Below are 26,037 nucleotides of genomic sequence, written 5' to 3' on the forward strand. Positions count from 1 at the left end.
ATTTTCTCCAGACTCCCGGCACCGCGTTCGACAGGAGCGTTTCATGATACAAGCAGACTTCATCATCATCGGCGGCGGCATTGCCGGTGCTTCCACCGGTTACTGGCTGGCACCCCACGGCCGGGTCGTTGTACTCGAACGCGAATCGCACCCGGCCTACCATTCCACCGGACGCTCCGCGGCGCTGTATACCGCGGCCTACGGCACCCCTCAGGTGCGGGCGCTGACCCAGGCCAGCCGGGATTTTTTCGACGTGCCACCGGCCGGTTTCTGTGAGCACCCGTTGCTGAGCCCACGGGGCGAAATGACCGTGGACTTCACTGGCGACCCCGCCGAGCTGAACAACCAATACCTGAGCGCCAAGGCCACGGTGCCGCAGATGCAACTGCTCAGCGCCGACGAAGCTTGCGTGAGGCTGCCGATCCTGCGGCGGGAAAAGGTCCACGGGGCGATCTATGACCCCACGGCCTGCGACATCGATACGGATGCCCTGCACCAAGGCTACCTGCGTGGCATCCGTCGCAGCGGCGGCAGTGTGCACACCGACAGCGAAGTGTTGGACCTGAGCCGCGATGACCACGGGCTTTGGCAGGTGAAAACCGCCAGCCAGACCTTCACCGCCCCCATCGTGATCAATGCCGCCGGCGCCTGGGCCGATCAACTGGCCGAAATGGCCGGCGCCCGCAAACTGGGCCTGCAGCCCAAGCGCCGTGCGGCGTTCATCTTCGCCGGCCCCGAGGGCGTGGACATCCACGACTGGCCGATGCTGGTGAGCCTCGACGAATCCTTCTATATGAAGCCCGACGCCGGCATGTTCCTCGGCTCGCCGGCCAACGCCGACCCGGTGGAACCCCACGACGTGCAGCCGGAAGAGCTGGACATCGCCATGGGCATCTACCAGATCGAAGAGGCCACCACCCTGACCATTCGCCGTCCAACCCGCACCTGGGCCGGGTTGCGCAGTTTCGTCCACGACGGTGATCTGCTGTCCGGTTTCGATCCGCAGGTGCCCGGGCTGTTCTGGGTCGCGGCACAGGGCGGCTACGGCATCCAGACCTCCCCGGCCATGGGCCAGGCCAGTGCGGCGCTGGTGCGTGGCGAACCGCTGTCCGAAGCCCTGGCGCGTTTCGGCCTGAGCAGCGCCATGCTCTCTCCCGAGCGCTTGGGATGAACCCACTCAGGTGACGCATCGCCACGATTGCGGCACACTCCCCCCGCGCCCCTGTTCCACGGGGCGCTGACGCTGCCTGGAGCCCTGTCATGACCGCTTCGCCCTCCGATACGGCGCTGGAAAACTTCCGCACCATCGCCGACGCCATCGCCACGCTGTTCTACCCCCACGCCGAAGTGGTGCTGCACGACCTGCGCACCCAGAAAGTCGACTACATCGCCAATAACCTGTCCAAGCGCGAAATCGGCGATGACTCGTCCCTGGAAGACATGCTCAGCGAGGACGTCAGCGAACGTAACATCGGGCCGTACGAAAAACTGAACTGGGACGGACAGAAGATTCGCAGCCTCAGCAGCGTCCTGCGCGATGCCCAGGGTCGTCCGTTGGCGGTGTTGTGCATCAACCTGAATATTTCGCTGTTCGAGAATGCCAAGGCCGCGTTGGATCTGTTCCTGTCGCCGGGCAAGCTGATCCCCCAGCCAGATTCATTGTTTCGCGATGACTGGCAGGAGCGGATCAACACTTTCCTGCACGCCTGGATGCGCGAGCGTCAACTGAGCCTGAACCTGTTGACCCGCGACCACAAACGCGAGCTGGTATTGGCGCTGCATGCCGAAGGCGCGTTCAAAGGCAAGAGCGCGTCCAACTATGTGGCCAATGTGCTGAACATGGGGCGGGCGACGGTGTACAAGCATTTGAAGGAGTTGAAGGGCTAAGGTTTGTGTTGCCTGGCCTGACGCCATCGCGAGCAAGCTCGCTCCCACATTGGATCTCTGTACCCAGGTCCCTGTGGGAGCGAGCTTGCTCGCGATGACGGTCAATCAGTCACCATAGATATCCGACTTGAAATACTTGGCCTGGATCTTCTGATACTCCCCATTCGCCCGAATCCCATCAATGGCCTTGTTCAAGTCCGCCACCAACTGGGTATTGCCTTTGCGCACCGCAATACCAGCGCCCTCACCCACGTATTTCGGGTCCTTGAGCTCCGGCCCGACGAACGCGTAGCCCTTGCCACGAGGCATCGACAGGAAGTCTTCCAGGGGGATGGTGTCGGCGAAAATCGCGTCCAGGCGACCGGACGCCAGGTCCATGTAGATTTCTTCGTTGTTGCTGTAGCGCTTGACGACCACGCCCTTGGGTTCGAGTACTTCAGTGGCGTAGCGATCCGTGGTGGTCGCCCGTTGCACGCCCACGGTCTTGCCCTTTAGGCTGGCGTACTGGTCATCGACCACCGCCCCTTCCTTCATGACCAGGCGAGATGAGGTGAAGTAGTACTTGTGGGTGAAATCCACCGACTTCTTGCGTTCTTCGGTGATGGTCATGGACGACAGCGCCAGGTCGATTTTTTTCACCTTGAGCGACGGGATCAGCCCGTCGAACTCACCCTCGATCCACTCGCATTTGACCTGCATCTGGGTGCACAAGGCGTTGCCAATGTCGTAGTCGAACCCCTCGATTTTCCCTTCCGAAGTCTTGGAAGCAAACGGCGGATAAGCTGCCTCGATGCCGATGCGCAGGGTTTTCTCAGCGGCGAACAGGCCGCTGGAGGCCATCAGGCTCAAGGCCAGGCCGGTGATAAGGGGGAGTTTGCTCATGATGTTCTCTCGCGGTTGTTGTTGGTTTGGCAGAGAAAGGTGGGCGCGACTGTTTTGTACTTATAAATCCATAGTGGACTTTAATGTACATATCGTCAATTGGGGGAAACAGGGAATGTGATGGGAGGCTGATGGCCCCTTCGCGAGCAAGCTCGCTCCCACAGGGATCTGTGTAAGACACAAACATCATGTACAACGAAGATCCACTGTGGGAGCGAGCTTGCTCGCGATGACGGACTAACAATCAATGAGAGCCTGTAGGGGAGTTACTGCTTCCAGCGATCCGCCGCCGCATGATCACTGTCCCGCCCTTCCACCCAGCGCGGCCCGTCGACGGTGTTTTCCTTCTTCCAGAACGGCGCGCGGGTCTTGAGGTAGTCCATGACAAAGGCGCAGGCGTCGAACGCCGCCTGGCGATGGGCACTGGCGGCCCCGACGAAGACAATCGGCTCGCCCGGCTCCAGCGCCCCGATACGGTGCAACACCTCCAGCTTGAGCAACGGCCAGCGCTGTTCGGCCTCGGCGGCGATCTTGCCCAGGGCTTTTTCGGTCATGCCCGGGTAATGCTCCAGGAACATCCCCGACACATCGAGGCCGTCATTGAAGTCGCGCACGTAGCCGACAAAGCTCACCACCGCCCCCACGCCGACATTGGCCGCATGCATCGCGTTGACTTCGACACCCGGGTCGAACGGTTCGACCTGCACACGAATCGCCATGGCTCAGCCTCCGGTCACGGTGGGGAAGAACGCGACTTCGTCACCGTCCGCCAGCGGCTCGTCGAGCTGGCACAGCTCTTCATTGCGCGCGCACATCAGGTTTTGCTCTCTCAGCACCTCGGCACCGTCACGCTGGGCAAGCAATGCGCGCACGTCGTCGACCGTGGCGAAATCGCCTTCCACCTTTACCGAGTCCACGCCTAGCGCTTCGCGGTAGCGAGCAAAGAACTTCACGGTGATGTTCATGATGCATCTGCCTGGAAATGGCCGCTCTTGCCGCCGAGCTTTTCCAGCACCCGCACGCCTTCGATGGTCATGCCCCGGTCGACGGCCTTGCACATGTCATAGATCGTCAGCGCAGCGACGCTGGCGGCGGTGAGCGCTTCCATTTCCACGCCGGTCTGTCCCGACAGTTTGCAGCGGGCGACGATGCGCACCCGGTCCTCGCCTTCGGCATTGAGCTCGACCTTGACGCTGGTGAGCATCAACGGGTGGCAGAGCGGAATCAGGTCACTGGTTTTCTTGGCGGCCTGGATGCCGGCAATGCGCGCAACGGCGAATACATCGCCCTTGGGATGACCGCCGCTGACGATCATCTGCAGCGTGTCGGGCAGCATGCGCACAAAAGCTTCGGCCGTGGCCTCACGGAAGGTCACGGCCTTGTCGGTCACATCAACCATATTGGCGCGACCTTGGGAATCGAGATGAGTCAGCACAGGGTTACTCCTGATCAGGAACATCGATTGTAAACCCGTGGGTCAGATTCCGGCAGGGCTGATTGTCGCACCTGCTTTTATCCTGGATTCGGAAGTCACTGCAAAACCCTTGTGGGAGCGAGCTTGCTCGCGATGACAGGGGGTCAGGTACCTATTTTTATCTGATCCACCGCTATCGCGAGCAAGCTCGCTCCCACAGGAGGTTTCGTATCGCCATAAAAAAACCGGGCGACCTGGTGGTCGCCCGGCTTGGCTGGGGTTACAGATGGGATTCGGCGTATTCGGCCAGGATCGAGCGCGGTACGCCCTGCAGGGTGATGTGGACCCCGTTGGGGAAGTCCTTGAAGCGTTCGGTCAGGTAGGTCAGCCCGGAGCTGGTCGCGGACAGGTAAGGGGTGTCGATCTGCGCCAGGTTACCCAGGCACACCACTTTGGAACCGGCACCGGCACGGGTGATGATGGTTTTCATCTGGTGCGGCGTCAGGTTCTGGCATTCGTCGATCAGGATCAGGCTCTGCTGGAAGCTGCGCCCGCGAATGTAGTTGAGGGATTTGAACTGCAACGGCACTTTGCTGAGGATGTAGTCGACGCTGCCATGGGTGCTTTCGTCATCCATGTGCAAGGCTTCGAGGTTATCGGTGATCGCCCCCAGCCACGGCTCCATTTTCTCCGCTTCGGTACCGGGCAGGAAACCGATCTCCTGGTCCAGGCCCTGCACGCTGCGGGTGGCGATGATGCGCCGGTAGCGTTTGCTGACCATGGTCTGCTCGATAGCGGCGGCCAGGGCCAGGATGGTCTTGCCGGAACCGGCGGCGCCGGACAGGTTGACCAGGTGGATATCCGGATCGAGCAAGGCGAACAGCGCCAGGCTCTGGTAGATGTCACGAGGCTTGAGGCCCCACGCCTCTTGATGCAACAGCGGTTCCTGGTGCAAATCGAGGATCAGCAATTTGTCGACCTGGATTTCCTTGATCCAGCCGACGAAGCCTTGTTCATCGATAATGAATTCGTTGATGTGCACCGCCGGCAGGTTGTCGATCAGTTGCACCTGGTGCCAGGTGCGGCCATGGTCCTGGCGGGTCTCGACCTTGCTCACACGGTCCCAGAAGGAACCGGTCATGGTGTGGTAGCCATTGGGCAAGAGCGAAACGTCGTCGACCAGTTGGTCGGTGCTGTAGTCCTCCGCCGCGATCCCGCAGGCGCGGGCCTTGAGGCGCATGTTGATGTCTTTGGTCACCAACACCACGGCCTGGTCCTTGTTGCGCGCGTGCAGGTCGATCAACTGGTTGATGATGATGTTGTCGTTCAGGTGTTCAGGCAGCACCAGGTTGGGTTCGGTGCGCTTGCTCATCAGGATCGAGAGCAGGCCCTTGGGGCCACTTTTGCCGCGCTGGATCGGCACGCCGAGTTCGACATCTTCCGGGGAGGCATCGCCCAGGGTCTTGTCGATCAGGCGGATCGCCTGCCGGCATTCGGCCGCAACGCTGTGGTGCCCGCTCTTGAGCTTGTCCAGCTCTTCAAGCACGGTCATCGGGAGGGCAACGTGGTGTTCTTCGAAGTTCAGGAGCGCGTTTGGATCGTGGATCAATACGTTGGTATCGAGTACATAGAGGATTGGCTGGTTGGAGGAAGGGCTACGTCCGTGGTCATCCATACTCGGTCACCTATGTGGGGGCCATTCGACGCAATACCGTGACAGTGCTGCGCCTCGAGGTAGCCACCGAATTCACCCGCGAGGATTCAGGTGAACTGCACACAATTGGGTCTTGGAAGACGCCACCTGTGTTGCAGGTTTCGGCGGTCTGACTTCTTGATACTCCAAAAACCATGACAGGAAAAAGCACTTTGACGTTTTTTTGAAGTTTATTTTTCAGAGTGACGAATAACCCTTGGCGTACCGCCGTCGCGCCGTTAAAGTCGGAAGTCCGGTTGTCACGAATGTGTCCCGGGTTTTCCTCCCTCCCCAATGTTTCCGGGCTTTTTCCGGTTTCAGCGAAACGCTTCCTGGCAGTCCGCCCAACCGATCCCGCTCTGCGCCGTCTGCGCCATGAGCCAGGGCATTGCCGTTTTCACCCCATCCTGCTTGGCGTTGAAATTGATCACCCCGTGACGCCACAGCAGCATCAGGGTCAGCACACGCTGGGCGCTTTGCTCAGGCTTGAGCCGATTGCCGCTGTCCTGGGGATCGATGTCCCACAGCGCCACTTGCAGGCCCTGCTGCCGGAAAAACCCTTCGGCATCGCCTCGACGCTGGCCTTGGGGCGGGCGGAACAGCGGCACGTAATTCTCGGGCAACTTGCCTTTGACCAGCTCGACACTGCGCCGGACCGAGTCTTGCCAGTCCTGCCAATGGCTGTGGGAACGAAACTCCCAGCCCTGCACACCCACGCACTGCCCCGCATACAACATTTGGAGGCTGTTGGCCGAGCGTTCCTCCAGCCGCGCCTGGATGTCCTTGCCCAGCACGAAGAAAGTGCCGTTCATGTTCGCCTTGCGCAGGTAATCGGTCAGCCACGGGGTGTTGTCCGGCACCACGTTGGCGGCGCTGTCGAAGGTCAGCAGGAACAGCCGATCGTTCATGTTCTCGCCATTGCGTTCGTAATCGCCGAAACGCGCGACTTCACTGCTGGTTTGCGGAAAAAGTGCGGCTTTACGCAGCAGTTCATCGCGATATTGGGTATGGAAAATCTGGCTCGGCGCCGCCCATTTGATGTAGTAGGAGTTGTCATCCAGATGGAACCTGCGAGCCTCTTCGCGCAGGGTGGCCATGTCCTCGACCAAATAACAGAAAGAAGCATCCTGATCGCAACTGCGCTGGGCAAAGTTGTAATTGGCCAGCAGCCGCTGCCACAGCCGTGCGCGAAGCGCGTCGACCGCGGCCATGTTGACCGTGCGCAACCCCAAGTACTGCTTGAGCGCGATTTCATCCATGGCATCGATATCCAGCAGGCCCCGGGCGAACATCAGGATCTCGGCCCGCGAGGCCACGTCGAACAGCGTCGGGCTGGTCAGTTGTTCCGGCCAGGTGCTGCGGTCCAGGGTGGCGACGTCGTTGGGCGCGGCACTGGCACCCAGGCTCAACAACCAGGCCGATAACAGAAGGGCGATGCGCAAAAGGGATGTCTCCATAACGAAACCCGCGCGGCATGATAGCTGATCCTGACGCGTCCCCCTTGCGCAAACTTGGCGGACAAGCCCTTGTGGCGAGGGAGCTTGCTCCCGCTGGGCTGCGAAGCGGCCCCAGAATTTTTGCGGTCGCTGCGCAACCGAGCGGGAGCAAGCTCCCTCGCCACAAAAGCGCCTGCCCAGGAGAGCAACCATCCAAACACGCCCATCCATCACCTATCACCCCAATAGCTGGAGTCCACCCGGACAACCCCCTAGAATCGCCGCACCTTCAAGGAGACGAACGCATGCTGATGGTGATTTCCCCCGCCAAGACCCTCGATTACGAAACACCGCCGGCCACCGCGCGTTTCACTCAGCCGCAGTACCTGGATCACTCCCAGGAACTGATCCAACAGCTGCGCGAATTCTCGCCGGCACAGATCAGCGAGCTGATGCACGTCTCCGACAAGATCGGCGGCCTCAATGCCGCGCGATTCGGCAGCTGGACACCGGCGTTCACCCCGGCCAACGCCAAGCAGGCGCTGCTGGCTTTCAAGGGGGACGTGTACACCGGCCTCGATGCGCAAAGCCTTGGCGAAGCCGATTTCGACTATGCCCAGCAACACTTGCGCATGCTCTCAGGCCTCTATGGCCTGTTGCGACCACTGGACCTGATGCAGCCCTATCGCCTGGAAATGGGCACGAAGCTGGCCAACTCCCGGGGCAAGGACCTGTATGCCTTCTGGGGCACGCGCATCAGCGAATGGCTGAACGAAGCCCTGGCCGACCAGGGCGACGACATACTGCTGAACCTGGCGTCCAACGAATATTTCTCAGCGGTCAAGCGCAGCGCACTGAAAGCGCGCGTCATCGATACCGAATTCCGCGACCTGAAAAACGGCCAGTACAAAATCATCAGCTTCTACGCCAAGAAAGCCCGGGGCCTGATGAGTCGTTTCGTGATCGAGGAACGGATCAACGACCCTGCGGCACTCAGCCAATTCGACGTGCAAGGCTATCGTTTCAACTCCGAGCAATCGAGCCAGAACAAATTGGTGTTCCTGCGCGATCACGCCCCCGAATAAGGCATCACCTTATATCGCTCTCTGATCGGGGGCTTCGATCAAGCCCCGATCTGTCATCCTAGTTCCCCACCTGTTTCGCCAGTTTCATGACGTCAATAAATCGCCCCACTCCCCCGCTAACTTTTCTTTCACTCGACACTCGTCAGTTTTTTGCGTAGTGGCACCGATTTTTTTCATCGGTAGTGGCACAAAAATATCTCAGCTCATTAACTCCCCATTTATAAAGGCCAAAATGGCGAGTGCCATCATCTTGAGAGCAGTGCCATCTTCGATAATATTTCGAAAAATTTCGAAAATCGCGATGAGCGGATCGGAACTATGTGAAATTGCACGGCTCATACCACCCGTAACGATTCTTCGCAGATCTGTAGGAGATAACTTACACAGGACGTCGAACGGATTAACCAAGTTGTCACGACAACTTAGCGAAACGGTCGTCTAATTGGATCCACCCTTAAAGGATGGGAGATAACGCACCATTACTATCCCCTACAAGGCCAAGGCTGCGCCCCTATAACGTGCTCACCCGAGCACACAAGCTTCTGATTTTGTGGGCTTTTCGCCAGGGATTGGAAGTGAAGGACCTTTGCACGAGCGTTCCCGACAACGAGGACTGGCTGCATAACAGGGCAGGTCATAACAACTAGGCCGCTTTGCGCACAACTTGAGTGCAATTATTTAGACACTCGGAACTTAGTATGCCTGCACACGGCACTGTGGCGCCTGCATTCCACACTTCCGAGTGCACGATGACCGCTGAACACTATTAACTCCGGCCATTTAATGGCGTGAAAAACAGAGGTAAATGCGATGCGCATTAGCATATTTGGTTTGGGTTACGTCGGTGCAGTATGTGCCGGTTGCCTGTCTGCACGGGGCCATGATGTAGTTGGCGTAGATGTCGCCAAAGACAAAATCGACATGATCAACGCGGGCAAATCGCCAATCGTTGAACCTGGTCTTGGCGAGCTATTGGCGCAAGGCATTCAAACAGGCCGACTGCGCGGTACAACCAACTTCGCCGAAGCCATTCGTGATACTGACTTGTCGATGATTTGCGTCGGTACACCCAGCAAAAAGAACGGTGACCTGGAACTGAACTACATCGAGGCCGTGTGCCGCGAGATCGGTTTTGTCCTGCGTGACAAGACCACCCGCCACACCATCGTAGTGCGCAGCACCGTATTGCCGGGCACCGTGGCAAACGTTGTCATCCCGATCCTGGAAGACTGCTCCGGCAAGAAAGCCGGCGTCGATTTCGGTGTCGCGGTCAACCCAGAGTTCCTGCGCGAAAGCACCGCGATCAAGGACTACGACCAGCCGCCAATGACCGTGATCGGTGAGTTCGACACCGCTTCCGGTGACGTTCTGCAGTCGCTGTACGAAGAACTCGACGCGCCGATCATCCGCAAGGACATCGCCGTTGCCGAGATGATCAAGTACACCTGCAACGTGTGGCACGCCACCAAGGTGACCTTCGCCAACGAGATCGGCAACATCGCCAAGGCCGTCGGCGTCGATGGTCGTGAAGTGATGGACGTGGTCTGCCAGGACAAGACCCTGAACCTGTCCCAGTACTACATGCGCCCAGGCTTCGCCTTCGGCGGCTCCTGCCTGCCCAAGGACGTTCGTGCCCTGACCTACCGCGCCGGCGCCCTGGACGTGGAAGCACCGCTGCTCAACTCGTTGATGCGCAGTAACGAATCCCAAGTGCAGAACGCCTTCGACATCGTCTCCAGCCACGACAAGCGCAAAGTCGCGCTGCTGGGCCTGAGCTTCAAGGCCGGCACCGACGACCTGCGTGAAAGCCCGTTGGTAGAACTGGCGGAAATGCTGATCGGCAAGGGCTTCGACCTGAAGATCTACGACAGCAACGTCGAATACGCCCGCGTCCACGGTGCGAACAAGGATTACATCGAGTCGAAGATTCCTCACGTCTCGTCCTTGCTCAACGCCGACTTCGACTCGGTGATCGACAGCTCCGACATCATCATCCTGGGCAACCGCGACGAGAAGTTCCGCGCGCTGACCGAAAACGTACCGGAAGGCAAGCAGGTCATCGACCTGGTCGGCTTCATGTCCAAGGCCACCAACCCGAGTGGCCGGACCGAAGGCATCTGCTGGTAAGTCTGTTTGCCGGCCAGGGCATGCCCTGGCCGGCCTTTCGCCTGCCTTAACCCATCGGGCCGCCCACAAGGCCCGCCCGAGATAGAGACGGATGCAGATTATGCACAGGCTAAAGCACGGCCTGCTTCAGGCCGCCGGTTGGCTGTTTTACATGAGTTTATTGATGGGCATCGCCATGGCGCTGCCCACGTCCACGTTCGACTCCGAATCCAAGGATTTCATCTTCCTGATCGGCGCCGTGGGCATCTGGCGTTACTCCATGGGAGCGACGCATTTCGTGCGCGGCATGATCTTCCTGTACATCGTCTACCCGCACCTGCGCCGCAAGGTCCGCAAGCTGGGCAAGGCGGCGGATCCGTCCCATGTGTACCTGATGGTCACCAGTTTCCGGATCGACGCGCTGACCACGGCCCAGGTCTATAGCTCGGTCATCCGCGAGGCCATCGACTGCGGGCTGCCCACCACCGTGGTCTGCTCCATCGTGGAAATGTCCGACGAACTGCTGGTCAAGAGCCTCTGGGCCCGCATGAACCCGCCAGCGCGGGTCAAGCTGGACTTCGTGCGCATTCCCGGCACCGGCAAGCGCGACGGCCTGGCCTTCGGCTTCCGCGCCATCTCCCGTCACTTGCCGGACGACCGCGCCGTGGTGGCGGTGATCGACGGCGACACCGTGCTCGCCGAAGGCGTCGTGCGCAAGACCGTGCCGTGGTTCCAGCTGTTCGGCAATGTCGGCGGCTTGACCACCAACGAGTTCTGCGAAGTGCGCGGCGGCTACATCATGAGCGAGTGGCACAAGCTGCGCTTCGCCCAGCGACACATCAACATGTGCTCCATGGCGTTGTCCAAGCGCGTGCTGACCATGACCGGGCGTATGTCGGTATTCCGCGCCACCGTGGTCACCAACCCGGACTTCATCGCCGATGTGGAAAGCGACTCGCTGCAACACTGGCGCCTGGGCCGCTTCAAGTTCCTGACCGGCGATGACAAGTCGAGCTGGTTCAGCCTGATGCGCCTGGGCTACGACACCTTCTACGTGCCCGATGCGGCGATCAACACCGTCGAGCATCCGCCGGAGAAGAGCTTCATCAAGGCCAGCCGCAAGCTGATGTTTCGCTGGTACGGCAACAACCTGCGGCAGAACTCCCGGGCTTTGGGCCTGGGCATGCGGCGTCTGGGCCTGTTCACCTCGGTGGTGCTGTTCGACCAGCGGGTGTCGATGTGGACCTCGCTGCTGGGCCTGACCGTGGCCTTGATCGCCAGCTTCAAGTACGGCACCGCGTTCATCCTGGTGTACCTGCTGTGGATCGGCATCACCCGGTTCCTGCTGACTCTGCTGCTGTCGTGCTCCGGACACAAGATCGGCCCTGCCTACCCGGCGATTCTCTATTACAACCAGATCGTCGGTGCCCTGGTGAAGATCTATGTGTTCTTCCGCCTCGACCAGCAGTCCTGGACTCGCCAGCCCACCCACCTGACCCGTGATCTCGCCAGCTTTCAACGTTGGTTCAACACTTGGTCGTCTCGGACCATGACCTTCTCCGCCGGCAGCATTTTTGTCGCCGTGCTGCTGACGATGGTCTGACCGGACTTGAATGAATTAACTAGGAAATCGCCCCTATGAACACCGCCGTGAATGTCAACGTAGTGCATGAATCCGAAGCCCAGCGCCAACACGCCCGGGTCAAAATCCCGGCCAAGCTGCGCTTCTTCGGTCCCGACCGCACGCCCATGGAAGTCAAGGTCCTGGACCTGTCCGCCGGCGGGCTGTGCTTCAACGCCGGCCAGCTGCCGCTCAAGATTGGCGAGACCTACAAGGCTCGCCTGCAATTCGTCATCGACAACCTCGGCCTGGCCATGGACGTGGAATTGCAGATCCGCTCCTACGACCGCGAGACCGGCCGTACCGGTTGCCAGTTCCAGAACCTGGAGCCGCGGGACATCTCGACACTGCGTCACATCATCACCTCGCACCTGGCCGGCGACATCGTCGGCGTCGGCGACGTGCTGGCGACCCTGCAGCGCGACAACTTCACCAAGGCTCGCAAGCAGAAAGACGACAACGGCGGCATGAGCGCCTTCGGTCGCCTGCGCGCCGTGACCTTCAGCCTCGGGATCTTCATCGTTGGCCTGGCGGCGTTCGGGTTCATCTTCAAGTCGGTGTATGGCATGTACTTCGTCAGCCACGCCCAGGCAGGCCTGGTGAATGTACCGGGCATGGCGATCACCATGCCGCGCGACGGCACCGTGCAGAGCCTGGTCAAGGCCGACGGCGCAGCCGCCAAGGGCGCCCCACTGGCAACCTTCAGCACCAGCATGCTCGATGTGCTCAAGGGTCACCTGGACGACAACCAGTTGCAGCCGTCCAAAGTCGAAGAGCTGTTCGGCAAGCAGATGACCGGCACCCTGACGTCGCCGTGCGACTGCATCGTGGCCCAACAACTGGTTGCCAACGGTCAGTACGCCAGCAAGGGCGACGTGATCTTCCAACTGGTCCCACGGGGCACTGAAGCCAACGTCGAAGCGCGTTTCTCCTATCGCCAGTTCGGCGACGTGCGCCCAGGCACGCCGGTCAGCTTCCAGGTCGCCGGCGAAGACACCACCCGTACCGGCAAGATCGTCAGCAGCACCAGCCTGAAAAGTGCCGACCTGTCCTCCGATATCCGTGTGCTGATCCAGCCTGACGAACCCCTGGACAGCGCGCTGGCCGGCCGTCCGGTAGAAGTCACCAGCGACCGTGGCCCAAACCTGAACTGGCTGATCGACAAAGCCATGGCCGTCGGTATTTAAGTCGAGGATATGCCCGTGACCACTCCACAAAACAACAATGCACCGCGTTCCCTGTGGGAGCGAGCTTGCTCGCGATGGGATCGACGCGGACTGTCTGGTACTCCGAGCGGCCTGCATCGCGAGCAAGCTCGCTCCCACACAGGCTATGCGTTGTGTGCCTTGGCACTGGCCGTCAGCCTGGCCGGTTGCGCCGGCCTGCCCGATCAACGCCTGGCCAACGAAGCCCTCAAGCGCGGCGACACGGCGTTGGCGCAGCAGAACTACCAGCAACTGGCCGACCTGGGCTACAGCGAAGCCCAAGTAGGCCTGGCCGATATCCAAGTGGACAGCCGCGATCCCGAGCAGATGAAAAAAGCCGAGGCGACTTACCGCGCCGCGGCCGACATCTCGCCGCGGGCCCAGGCGCGCCTGGGTCGCCTGCTGGTGGCCAAGCCCGGTTCCACCGAAGCGGAAAAACACGAAGCCGAAGGCCTGTTGAAGAAAGCCTTCGCCAACGGCGAAGGCAACACCCTGATCCCGCTGGCGATGCTGTACTTGCAATATCCCCACAGCTTCCCGAACGTCAACGCCCAGCAGCAGATCAGTCAATGGCGCAGCGCCGGTTATCCGGAAGCGGGCCTGGCGCAGATCCTGCTCTACCGCACCCAAGGCACCTACGACCAGCACTTGGATGAAGTCGAGAAAGTCTGCAAGGCCGCGCTGGCGACCACGGACATCTGCTACGTCGAGCTGGCCACGGTCTATCAGAAACGCGGCCAGCCGGAACAGCAGGCCGCGCTGCTCAAGCAGATGCAGGATGGCCATGCCCGTGGCGTCGTTTCCGCCCAGCGCGTGGACAGCGTCGCCCGCGTCCTGGCCGATGCCAGCCTGGGCAAGACCGATGAAAAGACCGCCCAATCGCTGCTCGAAGGCATCGCCCCTGGCTACCCCGCTGCCTGGGTCAGCCTGGCGCAACTGCTCTACGACTTCCCGGAACTGGGTGACGTCGACAAGATGATGCAGTACCTGGAAAACGGCCGGGCCGCCGACCAGTCGCGCGCCGATCTGTTGCTGGGCAAGCTGTACTACGAAGGCAAGTGGGTCCCGGCCGATGCCAAGGTCGCCGAGGCGCATTTCCAGAAAGCCGTGGGCCGTGAAGTGGCCGCCGACTATTACCTCGGCCAGATTTATCGCCGTGGTTACCTGGGCCAGGTGTACTCGCAAAAAGCCTTGGACCACCTGCTCAAGGCCGCCCGCAACGGCCAGAACAGCGCCGACTACGCCATTGCCCAGCTGTTCTCCCAGGGCAAGGGCACCAAGCCCAACCCGGTCAACGCGTATGTGTTCAGCCAGTTGGCCAAGGCGCAGAACACCCCGCAAGCCACCGAGCTTGCCCAAACCCTCGAAGCACAATTACCGCCGGAACAACTTGCACAAGCGCAACGCCTGCTACAACAAGAGCAGGCCATTCGCGGCGCAATGAGCCCCGATACGCTGGAATTGCAAGCCCTAAAAGAAGATGACGGCGAGGAACCTCTATGAAGCTTTTGAAGCTCAATCCTTTTGTGCAGGCTGGTATTGGCCTGTCGTTTGCCCTGTTGTGGTCCAGCCCGACCCTGGCGGCCCTGACTGACACCAAGAACTTCGGCCTGGAAGTGAAGATCACCGGCCAGTCCGAAGACGACCGTGACCTCGGCACCCAGAGCGGTGGCGACGTCAACGGTGTCGGCCTGGACCTGCGTCCATGGGTCTACGGCGAAAGCGAAAGCGGCGCCTGGAGCGCCTACGCCATGGCCCAGGCCGTGACGTCCAGCGACATCATCGAGACCGACACCCTGCAGCAGTCCGATGGCAACACCCAGCAAACCGACAGCGGTGATCGTGAAGCCAAGAAAAGCTACCTGGCCATGCGCGAGTTCTGGATCGGCTACCGTGGCCTGACCCCTTACCCGGGCGAGCAGTTGAAGTTCGGTCGCCAGCGCCTGCGCAACGACGACGGCCAATGGCGCGACACCAACATCGAAGCCCTGAACTGGACCTTCGACACCACCTTGCTGCGGGCCAACCTCGGCGTGGCCGAACGGTTCAGCGAATACCGCACCGACCTCAAGGAACTGTCCCCCAAGGACAAGGACCGCATGCACGTCTACGGCGACGTGGGCTACCAGTGGATGCCAGGCCAGTGGGCCGGGATCCGTGCCCACCACTCCCATGACAGCGGCAGCCTCGATTACCCGACCCCGGGCGAAGCCACCGACACCCTGGACAAGACCGAGAACGGTGACTTGACCTGGCTGGGCCTGGAAGCCAACAGCGACGCCTACAACTGGCGCAACACCAACACCGTCAACTACTGGGCGAGCCTCACCGGCATGACCGGCGACCGCGACACCGTCAACCCGCTCAACGCCGACGGCACCCGCCCTACAGAAGCCAAGCACAGCGATGACGTCGACGGCTGGGCCACCGACCTGGGTATCCGTCTGCGTCTGGACCCGCAATGGCAAGTCGGTGCGGCCTATGCCCGCGCCAGCGAGGACTACGAGCAGAATGGCCTGCAGAGCAACCGCTCGAACTTCACCGGCACCCGCTCGCGCGTGCACCGTTTCGGCGAAGCGTTCCGCGGCGAAATGGCCAACACCCAGAGCGCCAGCCTGTTCGGTTCCTGGCAACTGCGTGACGAATACGACGCAAGCCTGGTGTACCACAAGTTCTGGCGCGTGGACGGCAACAAGCCGGTGGGCAGCAACGGCATCAATGCCGTGGAAAACAACACCGACGACGTGACCGGCGCGATCCTGTCCACCTCGACCCTGCCGCTGCGTGATGGCGACAAGGACCTGGGCCAGGAAGTCGACCTCGTCGTCACCAAGTACTTCAAGCAAGGCCTGCTGCCGGCCGCGCTGAGTCAGTCCATTGATGAGCCGTCGGCGCTGGTGCGCTTTCGTGGCGGCGTGTTCAAGCCAGGCGACGCCTACGGCAAAGAGGTCGATTCGTACATGCATCGCGCCTTTGTCGACGTGATCTGGCGCTTCTGATGCGAATGGCCATGGGAGTGCCCGATATGAACCGCTACCTCAGGAACAGCCAGGCGATGAAAGGTTCGATCAGCCTGTTGGTCGCAGCGATGCTGCTGGCCGGCTCGCCGGCGTTCGCCAACGTTGAACCGGTGGTCAAGCCGGGCAACGTGGCCAAGGAACTGCAACAAGCCAAGACCTACACCGTCAGCAGCGCGCCGACCGCACCGCTGGAGCTGGCCGCGCCGACCCTGCCCGACCTCAAAGGCTATACGCCCGAAGCGGTCGCGGCCAAGATCGTGCGCAGCAAGCCCGGCAAGATCAGCGTGCGCCGGATGATGCAGGAAAACGCCTTGAAGGACTTCATCGGCGGCGACAACAAGATGGCCGAGTGGGTGGTGCGCCAGCGCGGCATCCCACAGGCCATCTTCATCGACGATGGCTACATGAACCTCAAGGACCTGGTCAAGAAGGTGCCCAAGCAGTACCTCAGCGAAACCTCGCCAGGCGTGTTCCTGGCCAGGATTCCGATTGTGGTCGGCCAGAAAGGCATCCTTGAGATCGACAAGCAGACCCAGGAGTTGCGCCTGTCCCAGGAGGGCGGCGCGTTCCTGGTCAACGATGGCCGGATGTTCATCCGCGACACCAAGGTCACCGGCTGGCGCGAAAAGGAAAACGGCCCTGCCACGTTCCGCTCGCCCAATGAATTCCGTCCGTTCCTGCTGTCCTGGGGCGGCACCGAGACCTACATCGTCAACAGCAAGATGGCCAGTTTCGGCTACGCCAACAGTAAGTCGTACGGGGTGAGTATTTCCCAGTACACGCCGAACATGGCCAAGGTCCTCAAGCGCCCGGAACCGACCGGCTGGATCATCGGTTCCGAGTTCTCGGACATGTGGTACGGCTTCTACTGCTACGAAACCAACGACTTCGTGGTCAAGAGCAATACCTACAAGGACAACATCGTCTACGGCATCGACCCCCACGACCGTTCCCATCGGCTGATCATTGCCGACAACACCGTCTACGGGACCAAGAAGAAGCACGGGATCATCATTTCCCGTGAGGTCAACGACAGCTTCATTTTCAACAACCGCAGCTACGACAACAAACTCTCGGGCCTGGTGATCGACCGTAACAGCGTGAACAACCTGATCGCCTACAACGAGATCTACAAGAACCACACCGACGGCATCACGCTGTACGAGAGTGGTGACAACCTGCTGTGGGGCAACAAAGTGATCAGCAACCGCCGCCACGGCATCCGGATTCGTAACAGCGTGAACATCCGCCTCTACGAAAACGTGTCCATGGCCAACGGCCTGACCGGTCTCTACGGCCACATCAAAGACCTGTCGGACACCGACCGGGACATCAAGCTCGACCCGTTCGACGCCCAGGTCTCGCTGATCGTGGTGGGTGGCGAATTGGCCGCCAACGGCAGCGGCCCGTTGTCCATCGACTCGCCCCTGAGCGTCGAGCTGTACCGCGTGTCCATGCTCGCGCCGACCAAATCCAGCGGCATCAGCTTCACGGGGATCCTTGGCGAGCGCCAGGATGAAATTCTCGACCTGTTGGTGCGCCAGCAGAAAGCCGTGCTGATCGACCCTGTCGAACGCCAGACCGAAATGCGGGACTGAGGATGACCTTTATGAACCCACAGATGATCAAACTTTTGGGCCTGTCCGCCCTGACTGCCGGCATTCTCGCCGCCGCAAGTGGCGCGCGCGCCGATGAAGTCAAGGCACCGAGCTTCACCGCCGAACCGTGCTGCAACCTGTGCCCGGCGGCCCATGACGCGAAGAACTACACCACGCGCTACCAGCAGAACTTCACCACGCTGGTACAAGCCCAGGGCGATTGGCTGTTCCGGACCCAGGAAGACCTGCGGACCGAATTCAACACCACCCCGGCCGGCTACAAGCGCCTGCAGCAGTTGCACGATGCGTTCAAGGCCAAAGGCGTCGAGCTGGTGCTCGTCTACCAGCCGACCCGGGGCCTGGTGAACCGCAACAAGCTCAACCCGCAGGAAAAAGCCGCTTTCGACTACGAGAAAGCCCTGGCCAACTACAAATCGATGCTCGGCCGTTTCGCCCAGATGGGTTATGTGGTGCCGGACCTGTCGCCGCTGACCAACGAAAACCTGCCCGAAACCCTGCCGGCCCACGATTTCTATTTCCGTGGCGACCAGCACTGGACCCCATACGGCGCCCAGCGCACCGCCAAGGTCGTGGCCGAGAAGGTCAAGCAGATCCCGGCCTTCGCCGACATCCCCAAGCGTGAGTTCGAGACCAAGAAGTCCGGCCGCATGGGCAAGACCGGCACCCTGCACAACATGGCCGGGCAGCTGTGCGGCACCAGCTACGCGATCCAATACATGGACCAGTTCACCACCGAACCCAAGGGCGAGGCCGGCGACGGCGACCTGTTCGGCGATTCCGGCAACCCGCAGATCACCCTCGTGGGCACCAGTCACAGCGGCAAGAACTACAACTTTGCCGGTTTCCTGGAAGAAGCCATCGGCGCCGACATCCTCAACGTCGCCTTCCCCGGCGGTGGTTTCGAGGGCGCGATGATCCAGTACCTGGGCAGCGAAGAGTTCCAGAAGAACCCGCCGAAGATTCTCATCTGGGAATTCTCGCCGCTGTATCGCCTGGACCAGGAAACCATCTACCGCCAGATGATGGCGCTGCTGGACAACAACGGTTGCGAAGGCAAGCCGGCCCTGATGAGCAGCAAGGCCAAGCTCAAGCCGGGCAAGAACGAATTGATGGTCAACAGCCAGAACATGGATCTGCGTAACGGCAGCCACCAGGTCGACATCCGCTTCGCCGACACCTCGGTGAAAACTTTGCAAGCCACCCTCTGGTACATGAATGGGCGCCACGAGGACATCAAGATCGAAAAACCGAATACCTCCGACACCGACGGACGTTTCGCCTTCCAATTGCGTACCGACGAGGACTGGGCCTCCCAGAACCTCTTGGCTCTAGAGGTCCAGGGGCCTGAAGCCGGCAAGGAGCCACTGCAAGTGGAAGCGAAAGTCTGCAAACGCAACGCATCTCCGCAAGCCGGGCAACAAACGGCTCAAATCGGACAATGAGGTCTCGTCTCATGACCAGTACCACGCGCACCCGAACGTTGAAAACGCTGCTGGCGCCCTCCCTGCTGACCCTGGCGATGTTCGCCGGGGCCACGCAGGCGGCGGCCCCGCTGCGCCCGCCACAGGGTTACTTCGCACCGATCGAGAAGGTCAAGGCCGGCGAAGCGGCCAAAGGTTGCGACGCCACGCCGACGCCCTACACCGGTTCCCTGCAATTTCGCAGCAAGTACGAGGGCTCCGACAAGGCCCGCGCGACGCTGAACGTGCAATCGGAAAAAGCCTTCCGCGATAGCACCGCCGACATCACCAAGATCGAGCGTGGCGTCAGCAAGCAAGTGATGCAGTTCATGCGTGACGGCCGCCCCGAGCAACTGGAATGCACGCTGAACTGGCTGACCGCCTGGGCCCAGGCCGATGCGTTGATGTCCAAGGACTTCAACCACACTGGCAAGTCCATGCGCAAATGGGCGTTGGGCAGCATGGCTTCGGCCTATGTGCGCCTGAAGTTCTCCGAGTCCCGTCCGCTGGCCAATCACCCGGAGCAGGCGCAACTGATCGAAGGCTGGTTCAGCCGGATGGCCGACCAGGTGGTCAGCGACTGGGACAACCTGCCGCTGGACAAGATCAACAACCATTCCTACTGGGCTGCCTGGTCGGTGATGGCCACCTCCGTGGCAACCAACCGCCGCGACCTGTTCGATTGGGCCGTCAAGGAATACAAGGTCGGCGTCAATCAAGTCGACGCCGAGGGCTATTTGCCCAACGAACTCAAGCGCAAGCAACGAGCCCTGTCCTACCACAACTATGCCCTGCCGCCATTGGCGATGATCGCCAGTTTCGCCCAGGTCAACGGTGTCGACCTGCGCCAGGAAAACAACGGTGCGCTCAAGCGCCTGGGTGACCGGGTGCTGGCCGGGGTGAAAGACCCGGACATCTTCGAAGAGAAGAACGGCGAAGAGCAGGACATGAAGGACCTGAAGGTCGATTCGAAATTCGCCTGGCTCGAACCGTTCTGCAGTCTCTACACCTGCTCGGAGGACGTGCTGGAACGCAAGCACGAAATGCAACCGTTCAAGACCTTCCGCCTCGGCGGGGACTTGACCCGGGTGTATGACCCTTCGCGGGAGAAAGGCGAAAAAGGAAGCTGACACCGTTCTCCCTGCCTGAAAGGGAACCCTGTGGGAGCGAGCTTGCTCGCGATGACGGCGGCACATGCGACTGCGATGCAAGCTGATCCACTGCTATCGCGAGCAAGCTCGCTCCCACAAGGGAAAGTGGTCTGTTTCAAATGTAATAAATCCCCCGGTTTTCACGGGGGGGTTTGGGGGGGCTCTGGCCCTTGACTGTTGATTCAACATGGAGAGATCGGGATGGTATTTTCATCCAACGTGTTCCTGTTCCTGTTCCTGCCGATCTTTCTCGGCTTGTACTACTTGAGCGGGCAACGCTATCGCAACCTGCTGCTGCTGATCGCCAGCTACGTGTTCTATGCCTGGTGGCGCGTGGACTTCCTCGCGCTGTTCGCCGGCGTGACCCTGTGGAACTACTGGATCGGCCTGAAAGTCGGCGCCGCCGGCGTGCGCACCAAACCGGCCCAGCGCTGGCTGTTGCTCGGCGTGGGCGTGGACTTGGCCATCCTGGGCTATTTCAAATACGCCAACTTCGGCGTGGACAGCCTCAATGCGATCATCACCGGCTTTGGTCTGAACCCGTTCATCCTGACCCACGTGCTGTTGCCGATCGGGATCTCGTTCTACATCTTCGAGTCCATCAGCTACATCATCGACGTCTATCGCGGTGACACACCGGCGACTCGCAACCTGATCGACTTCGCGGCATTCGTGGCGATCTTCCCGCACCTGATCGCCGGCCCCGTGTTGCGCTTCCGCGACCTGGCCGACCAGTTCAACAACCGCACCCACACACTGGACAAGTTCTCCGAAGGCTGCACCCGCTTCATGCAGGGCTTCATCAAGAAAGTGTTCATCGCCGACACCCTGGCGGTGGTGGCCGACCATTGCTTCGCCTTGCAGAACCCGACCACGGGCGATGCCTGGCTCGGCGCCCTGGCCTACACCGCGCAGCTGTACTTCGACTTCTCCGGCTACAGCGACATGGCCATCGGCCTGGGCCTGATGATGGGTTTCCGTTTCATGGAAAACTTCAAGCAGCCCTACATCAGCCAGTCGATCACCGAGTTCTGGCGCCGCTGGCACATCAGCCTGTCGACCTGGTTGCGCGACTACCTCTACATCACCCTGGGCGGTAACCGCAAAGGCACGCTGATGACCTATCGCAACCTGTTCCTGACCATGCTGCTCGGTGGTCTGTGGCATGGCGCGAACATCACCTACGTGATCTGGGGTGCCTGGCACGGCATGTGGCTGGCCATCGAAAAAGCGGTGGGCATCGACACCAACCCACGCAGCATCAACCCGATTCGTTGGGCGCTGACCTTCCTGCTGGTGGTGATGGGCTGGGTGATCTTCCGTGCCGAAAACCTGCACGTGGCCGGTCGCATGTACAGCGCGATGTTCAGCTTCGGCGACTGGTCGCTGTCGGAACTGACCCGCGCCAACCTCACCGGCCTGCAGATCGCCACGCTGGTGGTGGCCTATGCCACCCTCGCCTTCTTCGGCCTGCGGGACTTCTACACCAACCGTCCACCGGTCAAGACCAAGCCTGAGGTCAATACCGAAGCCAACGGCCCGGCCACCGCGCAACCGGGAATGATCAAGGCCGTGCCGGGTGACAACCCAGCGGCGATCCACGAGCCAGGCTACACCGTCGGCGTCGAGGCCCAAGTGCAACCGGCCTACTGGACCGCGGACTGGTCACGCTACGTGATGCGCGCCCTGGTGCTGATGCTGTTCATTGCCTCGATTCTCAAACTCTCGGCGCAAAGCTTCTCGCCGTTCCTTTACTTCCAGTTCTGAGGGATCTGAACATGACCCGCTCATTACGCATCTTTTACATCGCACTGTTCATGCTGATTTTGACAGCGCTGGGCCTGTGGTCGATGCGCAGCTTCTTCGGCTTCAGCACCAACCCCGACGCGACCGTGCTCAACGGGCGCTGGGCCAAGGCCGTGGAAACGCACTACGACGAAGAGTTTCCGATCAAGCGCCTGGGCACCAACATCTGGGCCGCGCTGGACTACAAGCTGTTCAATGAGGGCCGCAAAGGCGTGGTCCTGGGCCGCGACCAGTGGCTGTACAGCGACGAAGAGTTCAACCCGATCGTCAACGAAGACCAGAACCTGCAAGGCAACTACGCGCTGATCGAAGGCGTGCGCCAGAAGCTCAAGGAGCAAGGCATCACCCTGGTCATGGCGATCGTGCCGGCCAAGGCGCGGCTGTACCCCGAGCACCTGGGTGAAGTGAAGCCTTCAAGCATTCACGCCAACCTGTACCAGGACTTCCATGCCCGCGTGGCCGCGGACAAGATCGTCGCCCCTGACCTGCTCGCCCCGCTGCAGCAGGCCAAGCAAAGCGGCCAGCAAGTGTTCCTGCGCACCGACACCCACTGGACACCGGAAGGCGCGCAAATTGCTGCGGAACATCTGGCCAAAGCCATTGCCGAACGCACACCACTCAATGGCGAGCCACAGCGTTTCGTCACCGAGCCTGCGGAGAAAGTCATTCATAAAGGCGACCTGCGTCAGTTCCTGCCGCTGGACCCGCTGTTCGAAAACCTGATGCCGGCCCAGGAGCCGCTCGTCAAGCGCAACACCCGCGAAGCCGACGACCAGCCGGCCAGCGATGACGCACTGTTCGCCGATGCCCAGGTGCCCGTGGCCCTGATCGGCACCAGCTACAGCGCCAACCCGAACTGGAACTTCGTCGGTGCACTCAAGCAAGCCCTGCACAGCGACGTCGTCAACTACGCCGAAGACGGCCATGGCCCGATTCTGCCGATGCTCAGCTACCTCAAGAGCGACGCCTTCAAGAACAGCCCGCCACAGGTGCTGATCTGGGAGTTCCCTGAACGTTATCTGCCCGTGAACAACGAGATCGGCGACGCCGATCCGCAGTGGGTCGCCGAACTCAAGCAGGCCGGCGCCCGCCAACAGAACGTAGCTGCTAACACACAATCCGAGACGCCCGACCGGGCGCAAAACTGAAAGAGAGGTCCACCATGACTTTCAACACTACTCCTCGCCGTCTCGCTGCTCGCTCCTTCAAGGCTGTTGCCCTGGTCGCCAGCATGAGCGCCCTTTCCTTCTCGGCCTTCGCCGGTGACTCGGCCCTCTACGGTCCGGTCGCGCCAAAAGGCTCGAGCTTCGTGCGGGTGTACAACGCCAGCAACGCCGAAGTCAGCGCCACCGTCGGCAGCACCAACATCAGCGACGTAGCCCCACTGGCCAGCAGCGACTTCAGCTTCATGCCCGGTGGCGACTACAGCGCCAAGGTCGGCAGCCAGTCCGTGCCGGTGAAACTGGCCTCCGATCACTATTACACCCTGGTCAACAACGCCACCGGCCAGCCGCAACTGATCGAAGAGCCACCGTTCAAGAACAAGCAGAAGTCCCTGGTCCGCGTACAGAACCTCAGCGACAAGGCACTGACCCTCAAGACCGCCGACGGCAAGACCGAAGTGGTGCCGAACGTGGCCGCCAAGGGCCGTGGCGAACGTGAAATCAACCCAGTGAAAGTATCCCTGGCCCTGTACGAAGGCGACAAGAAAGTCGGCGACGTCAAGCCCGTGGCCCTGGAGCGCGGCGAAGCGGCCGTGCTGTACGTGACCGGCTCGGGCAGCAGCCTGTCGCCAGTGTGGGTGAAACGCCCAGTGTCGACCCGCTGATGAACTCACCTGATTGACGCTGTACCCCTGTGGGAGCGGGCTTGCTCGCGAATACGGTCTCACATTCAACATTGATGTTGGCTGAACCACCGCTTTCGCGAGCAAGCCCGCTCCCACCCTGAATCGGGGTGTCAATCGGGTACGGAACAAGAACAAGAGAGTGAAACGACAGAACGCAGTAGCTCTAACAACCATTTCGCTTCAAGGAGTAACAAACATGATTCCGGTGATCTTGTCAGGTGGTAGTGGCTCACGTCTTTGGCCGCTTTCGCGCAAGCAATTCCCTAAACAGTTCCTGGCCCTGACCGGTGAACACACCCTGTTCCAGCAGACCCTCGAGCGCCTGGTGTTCGAAGGCATGGACACGCCGATCGTGGTCTGCAACAAAGACCACCGTTTCATCGTCAACGAACAGCTGAGCACCCGTAAGCTCGAAGCCCAGCGCATCCTGATGGAACCGTTCGGGCGCAACACCGCACCGGCCGTCGCGCTGACCGCGATGATGCTGGTCAACGAAGGCCGCGACGAGCTGATGCTGGTGCTGCCGGCCGACCACGTGATCGACGACCAGAAAGCCCTGCAACGCGCCCTGGCACTGGCCACCGTGGCCGCCGAGCGTGGCGAAATGGTGCTGTTCGGCGTACCGGCCACCAAACCGGAAACCGGCTACGGCTACATCAAGTCGACCAACGATGCGCTGCTGCCCGAGGGCGTGAGCCGCGTCTCGCACTTCGTCGAAAAACCCGACGTCAAGCGTGCCACCGAGTTCGTCGAGGCCGGCGGTTATTTCTGGAACAGCGGCATGTTCCTGTTCCGCGCCAGCCGCTTCCTCGAAGAGCTGAAAAAGCACGATCCAGACATCTACGACACCTGCCTGCTGACCCTGGAGCGCAGTGAGCAGACGGCCGACACCATCACCTTCGACGAAGCCACCTTCGCCTGCTGCCCGGACAACTCCATCGACTACGCCGTGATGGAAAAGACCCAGCGTGCCTGCGTCGTTCCGCTGTCGGCCGGCTGGAGCGATGTCGGCTGCTGGGCGTCGCTGTGGGAAGTCAACGAGAAAGACGCCAATGGCAACGTCACCAAGGGCGACGTCGTCATCCAGGACAGCCGCAACTGCATGATCCACGGCAACGGCAAGCTGGTGTCGGTGATCGGCCTGGAAAACATCGTGGTGGTCGAAACCAAGGACGCCATGATGATCGCCCACAAGGACAAGGTCCAAGGCGTGAAACAGATGGTCAACACCCTCAACGCACAGGGTCGTACCGAGACCCAGAACCACTGCGAGGTCTATCGTCCGTGGGGTTCCTATGACTCGGTGGACATGGGCGGGCGCTTCCAGGTCAAGCACATCTCGGTCAAGCCGGGTGCGTGCCTGTCGTTGCAGATGCACCACCACCGCGCCGAACACTGGATCGTCGTCAGCGGCACCGCTGAGGTGACCTGCGACGAGAACGTGTTCCTGCTCTGCGAAAACCAGTCGACCTACATCCCGATCGCGTCGGTGCACCGCCTGCGCAACCCGGGCAAGATCCCGCTGGAAATCATCGAAGTGCAGTCCGGCAGCTACCTGGGCGAAGACGACATCGAGCGTTTCGAAGACATCTATGGTCGCTCCACCCCAATCGAACGTGGCGTGTCGGTGAAGACCATCGCACAGTAACCCGCAGCAACGATCAGCCGTACAAGAAGCCCCCATCCAGCCCACTGCGTCCCCTATCCGCAGTGGGTTGGGTGGGGGCTTTTTTTTTGCAAGTAAGTCATGGCCGGGCATCATTGCTTCAACATTGCCCGCGCCCTTCGGTAGGATGTGCCTAC

Annotated in this window: 21 protein-coding genes; 15 read left to right on the forward strand and 6 right to left on the reverse strand. The window is 60.8% G+C overall.

Going from position 1 to position 26,037, the window contains the following annotated elements; genetic code table 11:
• Positions 1-43: 43 nt before the first annotated feature.
• Together ACLH0I_RS23795 and ACLH0I_RS23800 are read left to right on the forward strand one after the other, a co-directional pair.
• A complete protein-coding gene (locus tag ACLH0I_RS23795) occupies positions 44-1,171 on the forward strand; it encodes an NAD(P)/FAD-dependent oxidoreductase (protein WP_411385551.1) in 1,128 nt (375 codons plus the stop codon).
• Between the two features lie 89 nt (positions 1,172-1,260).
• Positions 1,261-1,887, forward strand: a complete 627-nt coding sequence (locus tag ACLH0I_RS23800) for a transcriptional regulator (RefSeq protein WP_186705153.1) — start codon at positions 1,261-1,263, stop codon at positions 1,885-1,887.
• Positions 1,888-1,992: 105 nt separating this feature from the next.
• Here the strand turns inward: ACLH0I_RS23800 and ACLH0I_RS23805 are convergent, their stop codons facing one another.
• The 6 genes from ACLH0I_RS23805 to ACLH0I_RS23830 all read right to left on the reverse strand — a co-directional run bounded on the left by ACLH0I_RS23805 (position 1,993) and on the right by ACLH0I_RS23830 (position 7,318).
• Positions 1,993-2,769: an ABC transporter substrate-binding protein gene (locus tag ACLH0I_RS23805; RefSeq protein ID WP_250962853.1), complete on the reverse strand. Its 777-nt coding sequence runs from the start codon at positions 2,767-2,769 to the stop codon at positions 1,993-1,995.
• Between the two features lie 266 nt (positions 2,770-3,035).
• The gene (gene moaE / locus ACLH0I_RS23810; RefSeq protein WP_411385552.1) at positions 3,036-3,488 is read right to left on the reverse strand and encodes a molybdopterin synthase catalytic subunit MoaE; all 453 of its coding nucleotides are present in this window, start codon (positions 3,486-3,488) and stop codon (positions 3,036-3,038) included.
• Positions 3,489-3,491: 3 nt separating this feature from the next.
• The gene (moaD, locus tag ACLH0I_RS23815; RefSeq protein WP_250962855.1) at positions 3,492-3,734 is read right to left on the reverse strand and encodes a molybdopterin converting factor subunit 1; all 243 of its coding nucleotides are present in this window, start codon (positions 3,732-3,734) and stop codon (positions 3,492-3,494) included.
• On the reverse strand, positions 3,731-4,204 hold the full coding sequence (moaC, locus tag ACLH0I_RS23820; protein WP_030139643.1) for a cyclic pyranopterin monophosphate synthase MoaC: 474 nt from the start codon (positions 4,202-4,204) through the stop codon (positions 3,731-3,733). Before moaC ends, moaD begins: the two co-directional genes overlap by 4 nt.
• Positions 4,205-4,463: 259 nt before the next feature.
• Positions 4,464-5,858, reverse strand: coding sequence for a PhoH family protein (locus tag ACLH0I_RS23825; protein ID WP_030139644.1), 1,395 nt, complete (start codon positions 5,856-5,858; stop codon positions 4,464-4,466).
• A gap of 335 nt (positions 5,859-6,193) precedes the next feature.
• Positions 6,194-7,318: a polysaccharide deacetylase family protein gene (locus tag ACLH0I_RS23830; protein ID WP_250962857.1), complete on the reverse strand. Its 1,125-nt coding sequence runs from the start codon at positions 7,316-7,318 to the stop codon at positions 6,194-6,196.
• A gap of 299 nt (positions 7,319-7,617) precedes the next feature.
• On the opposite strand from ACLH0I_RS23830, the gene yaaA reads away from it, so the two are divergent.
• The 13 genes from yaaA to ACLH0I_RS23895 all read left to right on the forward strand — a co-directional run bounded on the left by yaaA (position 7,618) and on the right by ACLH0I_RS23895 (position 25,882).
• Positions 7,618-8,397, forward strand: coding sequence for a peroxide stress protein YaaA (gene yaaA / locus ACLH0I_RS23835; protein WP_411385553.1), 780 nt, complete (start codon positions 7,618-7,620; stop codon positions 8,395-8,397).
• A gap of 810 nt (positions 8,398-9,207) precedes the next feature.
• A complete protein-coding gene (locus ACLH0I_RS23840; RefSeq protein ID WP_053124910.1) occupies positions 9,208-10,524 on the forward strand; it encodes a nucleotide sugar dehydrogenase in 1,317 nt (438 codons plus the stop codon).
• Between the two features lie 100 nt (positions 10,525-10,624).
• A complete protein-coding gene (gene alg8 / locus ACLH0I_RS23845) occupies positions 10,625-12,106 on the forward strand; it encodes a mannuronan synthase (RefSeq protein WP_411385554.1) in 1,482 nt (493 codons plus the stop codon).
• Positions 12,107-12,141: 35 nt separating this feature from the next.
• Positions 12,142-13,311: an HlyD family efflux transporter periplasmic adaptor subunit gene (locus ACLH0I_RS23850; RefSeq protein WP_411385555.1), complete on the forward strand. Its 1,170-nt coding sequence runs from the start codon at positions 12,142-12,144 to the stop codon at positions 13,309-13,311.
• Between the two features lie 9 nt (positions 13,312-13,320).
• Entirely contained in the window at positions 13,321-14,832 is a 1,512-nt protein-coding gene (gene algK, locus ACLH0I_RS23855; RefSeq protein WP_411385556.1) for an alginate biosynthesis TPR repeat lipoprotein AlgK, read from the forward strand.
• A gap of 5 nt (positions 14,833-14,837) precedes the next feature.
• Positions 14,838-16,328 (forward strand): alginate export family protein, encoded by a 1,491-nt coding sequence (locus ACLH0I_RS23860; RefSeq protein WP_411387551.1) that lies wholly within the window; start codon positions 14,838-14,840, stop codon positions 16,326-16,328.
• A 26-nt stretch (positions 16,329-16,354) separates the two neighbouring features.
• On the forward strand, positions 16,355-17,947 hold the full coding sequence (algG, locus tag ACLH0I_RS23865; RefSeq protein WP_411385557.1) for a mannuronan 5-epimerase AlgG: 1,593 nt from the start codon (positions 16,355-16,357) through the stop codon (positions 17,945-17,947).
• An 11-nt stretch (positions 17,948-17,958) separates the two neighbouring features.
• On the forward strand, positions 17,959-19,410 hold the full coding sequence (locus tag ACLH0I_RS23870) for an alginate O-acetyltransferase (protein ID WP_186705144.1): 1,452 nt from the start codon (positions 17,959-17,961) through the stop codon (positions 19,408-19,410).
• A gap of 11 nt (positions 19,411-19,421) precedes the next feature.
• On the forward strand, positions 19,422-20,558 hold the full coding sequence (locus ACLH0I_RS23875; RefSeq protein ID WP_186705143.1) for a mannuronate-specific alginate lyase: 1,137 nt from the start codon (positions 19,422-19,424) through the stop codon (positions 20,556-20,558).
• Between the two features lie 222 nt (positions 20,559-20,780).
• Positions 20,781-22,346, forward strand: coding sequence for an MBOAT family O-acyltransferase (locus ACLH0I_RS23880; RefSeq protein WP_411385558.1), 1,566 nt, complete (start codon positions 20,781-20,783; stop codon positions 22,344-22,346).
• Positions 22,347-22,357: 11 nt separating this feature from the next.
• Positions 22,358-23,533, forward strand: a complete 1,176-nt coding sequence (locus ACLH0I_RS23885; protein WP_186705141.1) for an alginate O-acetyltransferase — start codon at positions 22,358-22,360, stop codon at positions 23,531-23,533.
• Between the two features lie 14 nt (positions 23,534-23,547).
• Positions 23,548-24,213 carry an alginate O-acetyltransferase AlgF gene (locus ACLH0I_RS23890; RefSeq protein ID WP_411385559.1) on the forward strand — a complete coding sequence of 222 codons (666 nt, stop codon included), beginning with the start codon at positions 23,548-23,550 and terminating at the stop codon, positions 24,211-24,213.
• Positions 24,214-24,430: 217 nt separating this feature from the next.
• Entirely contained in the window at positions 24,431-25,882 is a 1,452-nt protein-coding gene (locus tag ACLH0I_RS23895; RefSeq protein WP_250962868.1) for a mannose-1-phosphate guanylyltransferase/mannose-6-phosphate isomerase, read from the forward strand.
• Positions 25,883-26,037 lie beyond the last annotated feature (155 nt).

The organism is Pseudomonas sp. MPB03 (genome assembly GCF_046605385.1).
Lineage (GTDB): Bacteria > Pseudomonadota > Gammaproteobacteria > Pseudomonadales > Pseudomonadaceae > Aquipseudomonas > Aquipseudomonas zanjanensis.

What these genes read in the sequence shown, in the direction of transcription:
- ACLH0I_RS23795 (WP_411385551.1), top strand. Translation starts at nt 44, where the DNA reads ATGATACAAGCAGACTTCATCATCATCGGCGGCGGCATTGCCGGTGCT.
- ACLH0I_RS23800 (WP_186705153.1), top strand. Translation starts at nt 1,261, where the DNA reads ATGACCGCTTCGCCCTCCGATACGGCGCTGGAAAACTTCCGCACCATC.
- ACLH0I_RS23805 (WP_250962853.1), bottom strand. Translation starts at nt 2,769, where the DNA reads ATGAGCAAACTCCCCCTTATCACCGGCCTGGCCTTGAGCCTGATGGCC.
- moaE (WP_411385552.1), bottom strand. Translation starts at nt 3,488, where the DNA reads ATGGCGATTCGTGTGCAGGTCGAACCGTTCGACCCGGGTGTCGAAGTC.
- moaD (WP_250962855.1), bottom strand. Translation starts at nt 3,734, where the DNA reads ATGAACATCACCGTGAAGTTCTTTGCTCGCTACCGCGAAGCGCTAGGC.
- ACLH0I_RS23825 (WP_030139644.1), bottom strand. Translation starts at nt 5,858, where the DNA reads ATGGATGACCACGGACGTAGCCCTTCCTCCAACCAGCCAATCCTCTAT.
- yaaA (WP_411385553.1), top strand. Translation starts at nt 7,618, where the DNA reads ATGCTGATGGTGATTTCCCCCGCCAAGACCCTCGATTACGAAACACCG.
- ACLH0I_RS23840 (WP_053124910.1), top strand. Translation starts at nt 9,208, where the DNA reads ATGCGCATTAGCATATTTGGTTTGGGTTACGTCGGTGCAGTATGTGCC.
- alg8 (WP_411385554.1), top strand. Translation starts at nt 10,625, where the DNA reads ATGCACAGGCTAAAGCACGGCCTGCTTCAGGCCGCCGGTTGGCTGTTT.
- ACLH0I_RS23850 (WP_411385555.1), top strand. Translation starts at nt 12,142, where the DNA reads ATGAACACCGCCGTGAATGTCAACGTAGTGCATGAATCCGAAGCCCAG.
- algK (WP_411385556.1), top strand. Translation starts at nt 13,321, where the DNA reads ATGCCCGTGACCACTCCACAAAACAACAATGCACCGCGTTCCCTGTGG.
- algG (WP_411385557.1), top strand. Translation starts at nt 16,355, where the DNA reads ATGAACCGCTACCTCAGGAACAGCCAGGCGATGAAAGGTTCGATCAGC.
- ACLH0I_RS23870 (WP_186705144.1), top strand. Translation starts at nt 17,959, where the DNA reads ATGAACCCACAGATGATCAAACTTTTGGGCCTGTCCGCCCTGACTGCC.
- ACLH0I_RS23875 (WP_186705143.1), top strand. Translation starts at nt 19,422, where the DNA reads ATGACCAGTACCACGCGCACCCGAACGTTGAAAACGCTGCTGGCGCCC.
- ACLH0I_RS23880 (WP_411385558.1), top strand. Translation starts at nt 20,781, where the DNA reads ATGGTATTTTCATCCAACGTGTTCCTGTTCCTGTTCCTGCCGATCTTT.
- ACLH0I_RS23885 (WP_186705141.1), top strand. Translation starts at nt 22,358, where the DNA reads ATGACCCGCTCATTACGCATCTTTTACATCGCACTGTTCATGCTGATT.
- ACLH0I_RS23890 (WP_411385559.1), top strand. Translation starts at nt 23,548, where the DNA reads ATGACTTTCAACACTACTCCTCGCCGTCTCGCTGCTCGCTCCTTCAAG.
- ACLH0I_RS23895 (WP_250962868.1), top strand. Translation starts at nt 24,431, where the DNA reads ATGATTCCGGTGATCTTGTCAGGTGGTAGTGGCTCACGTCTTTGGCCG.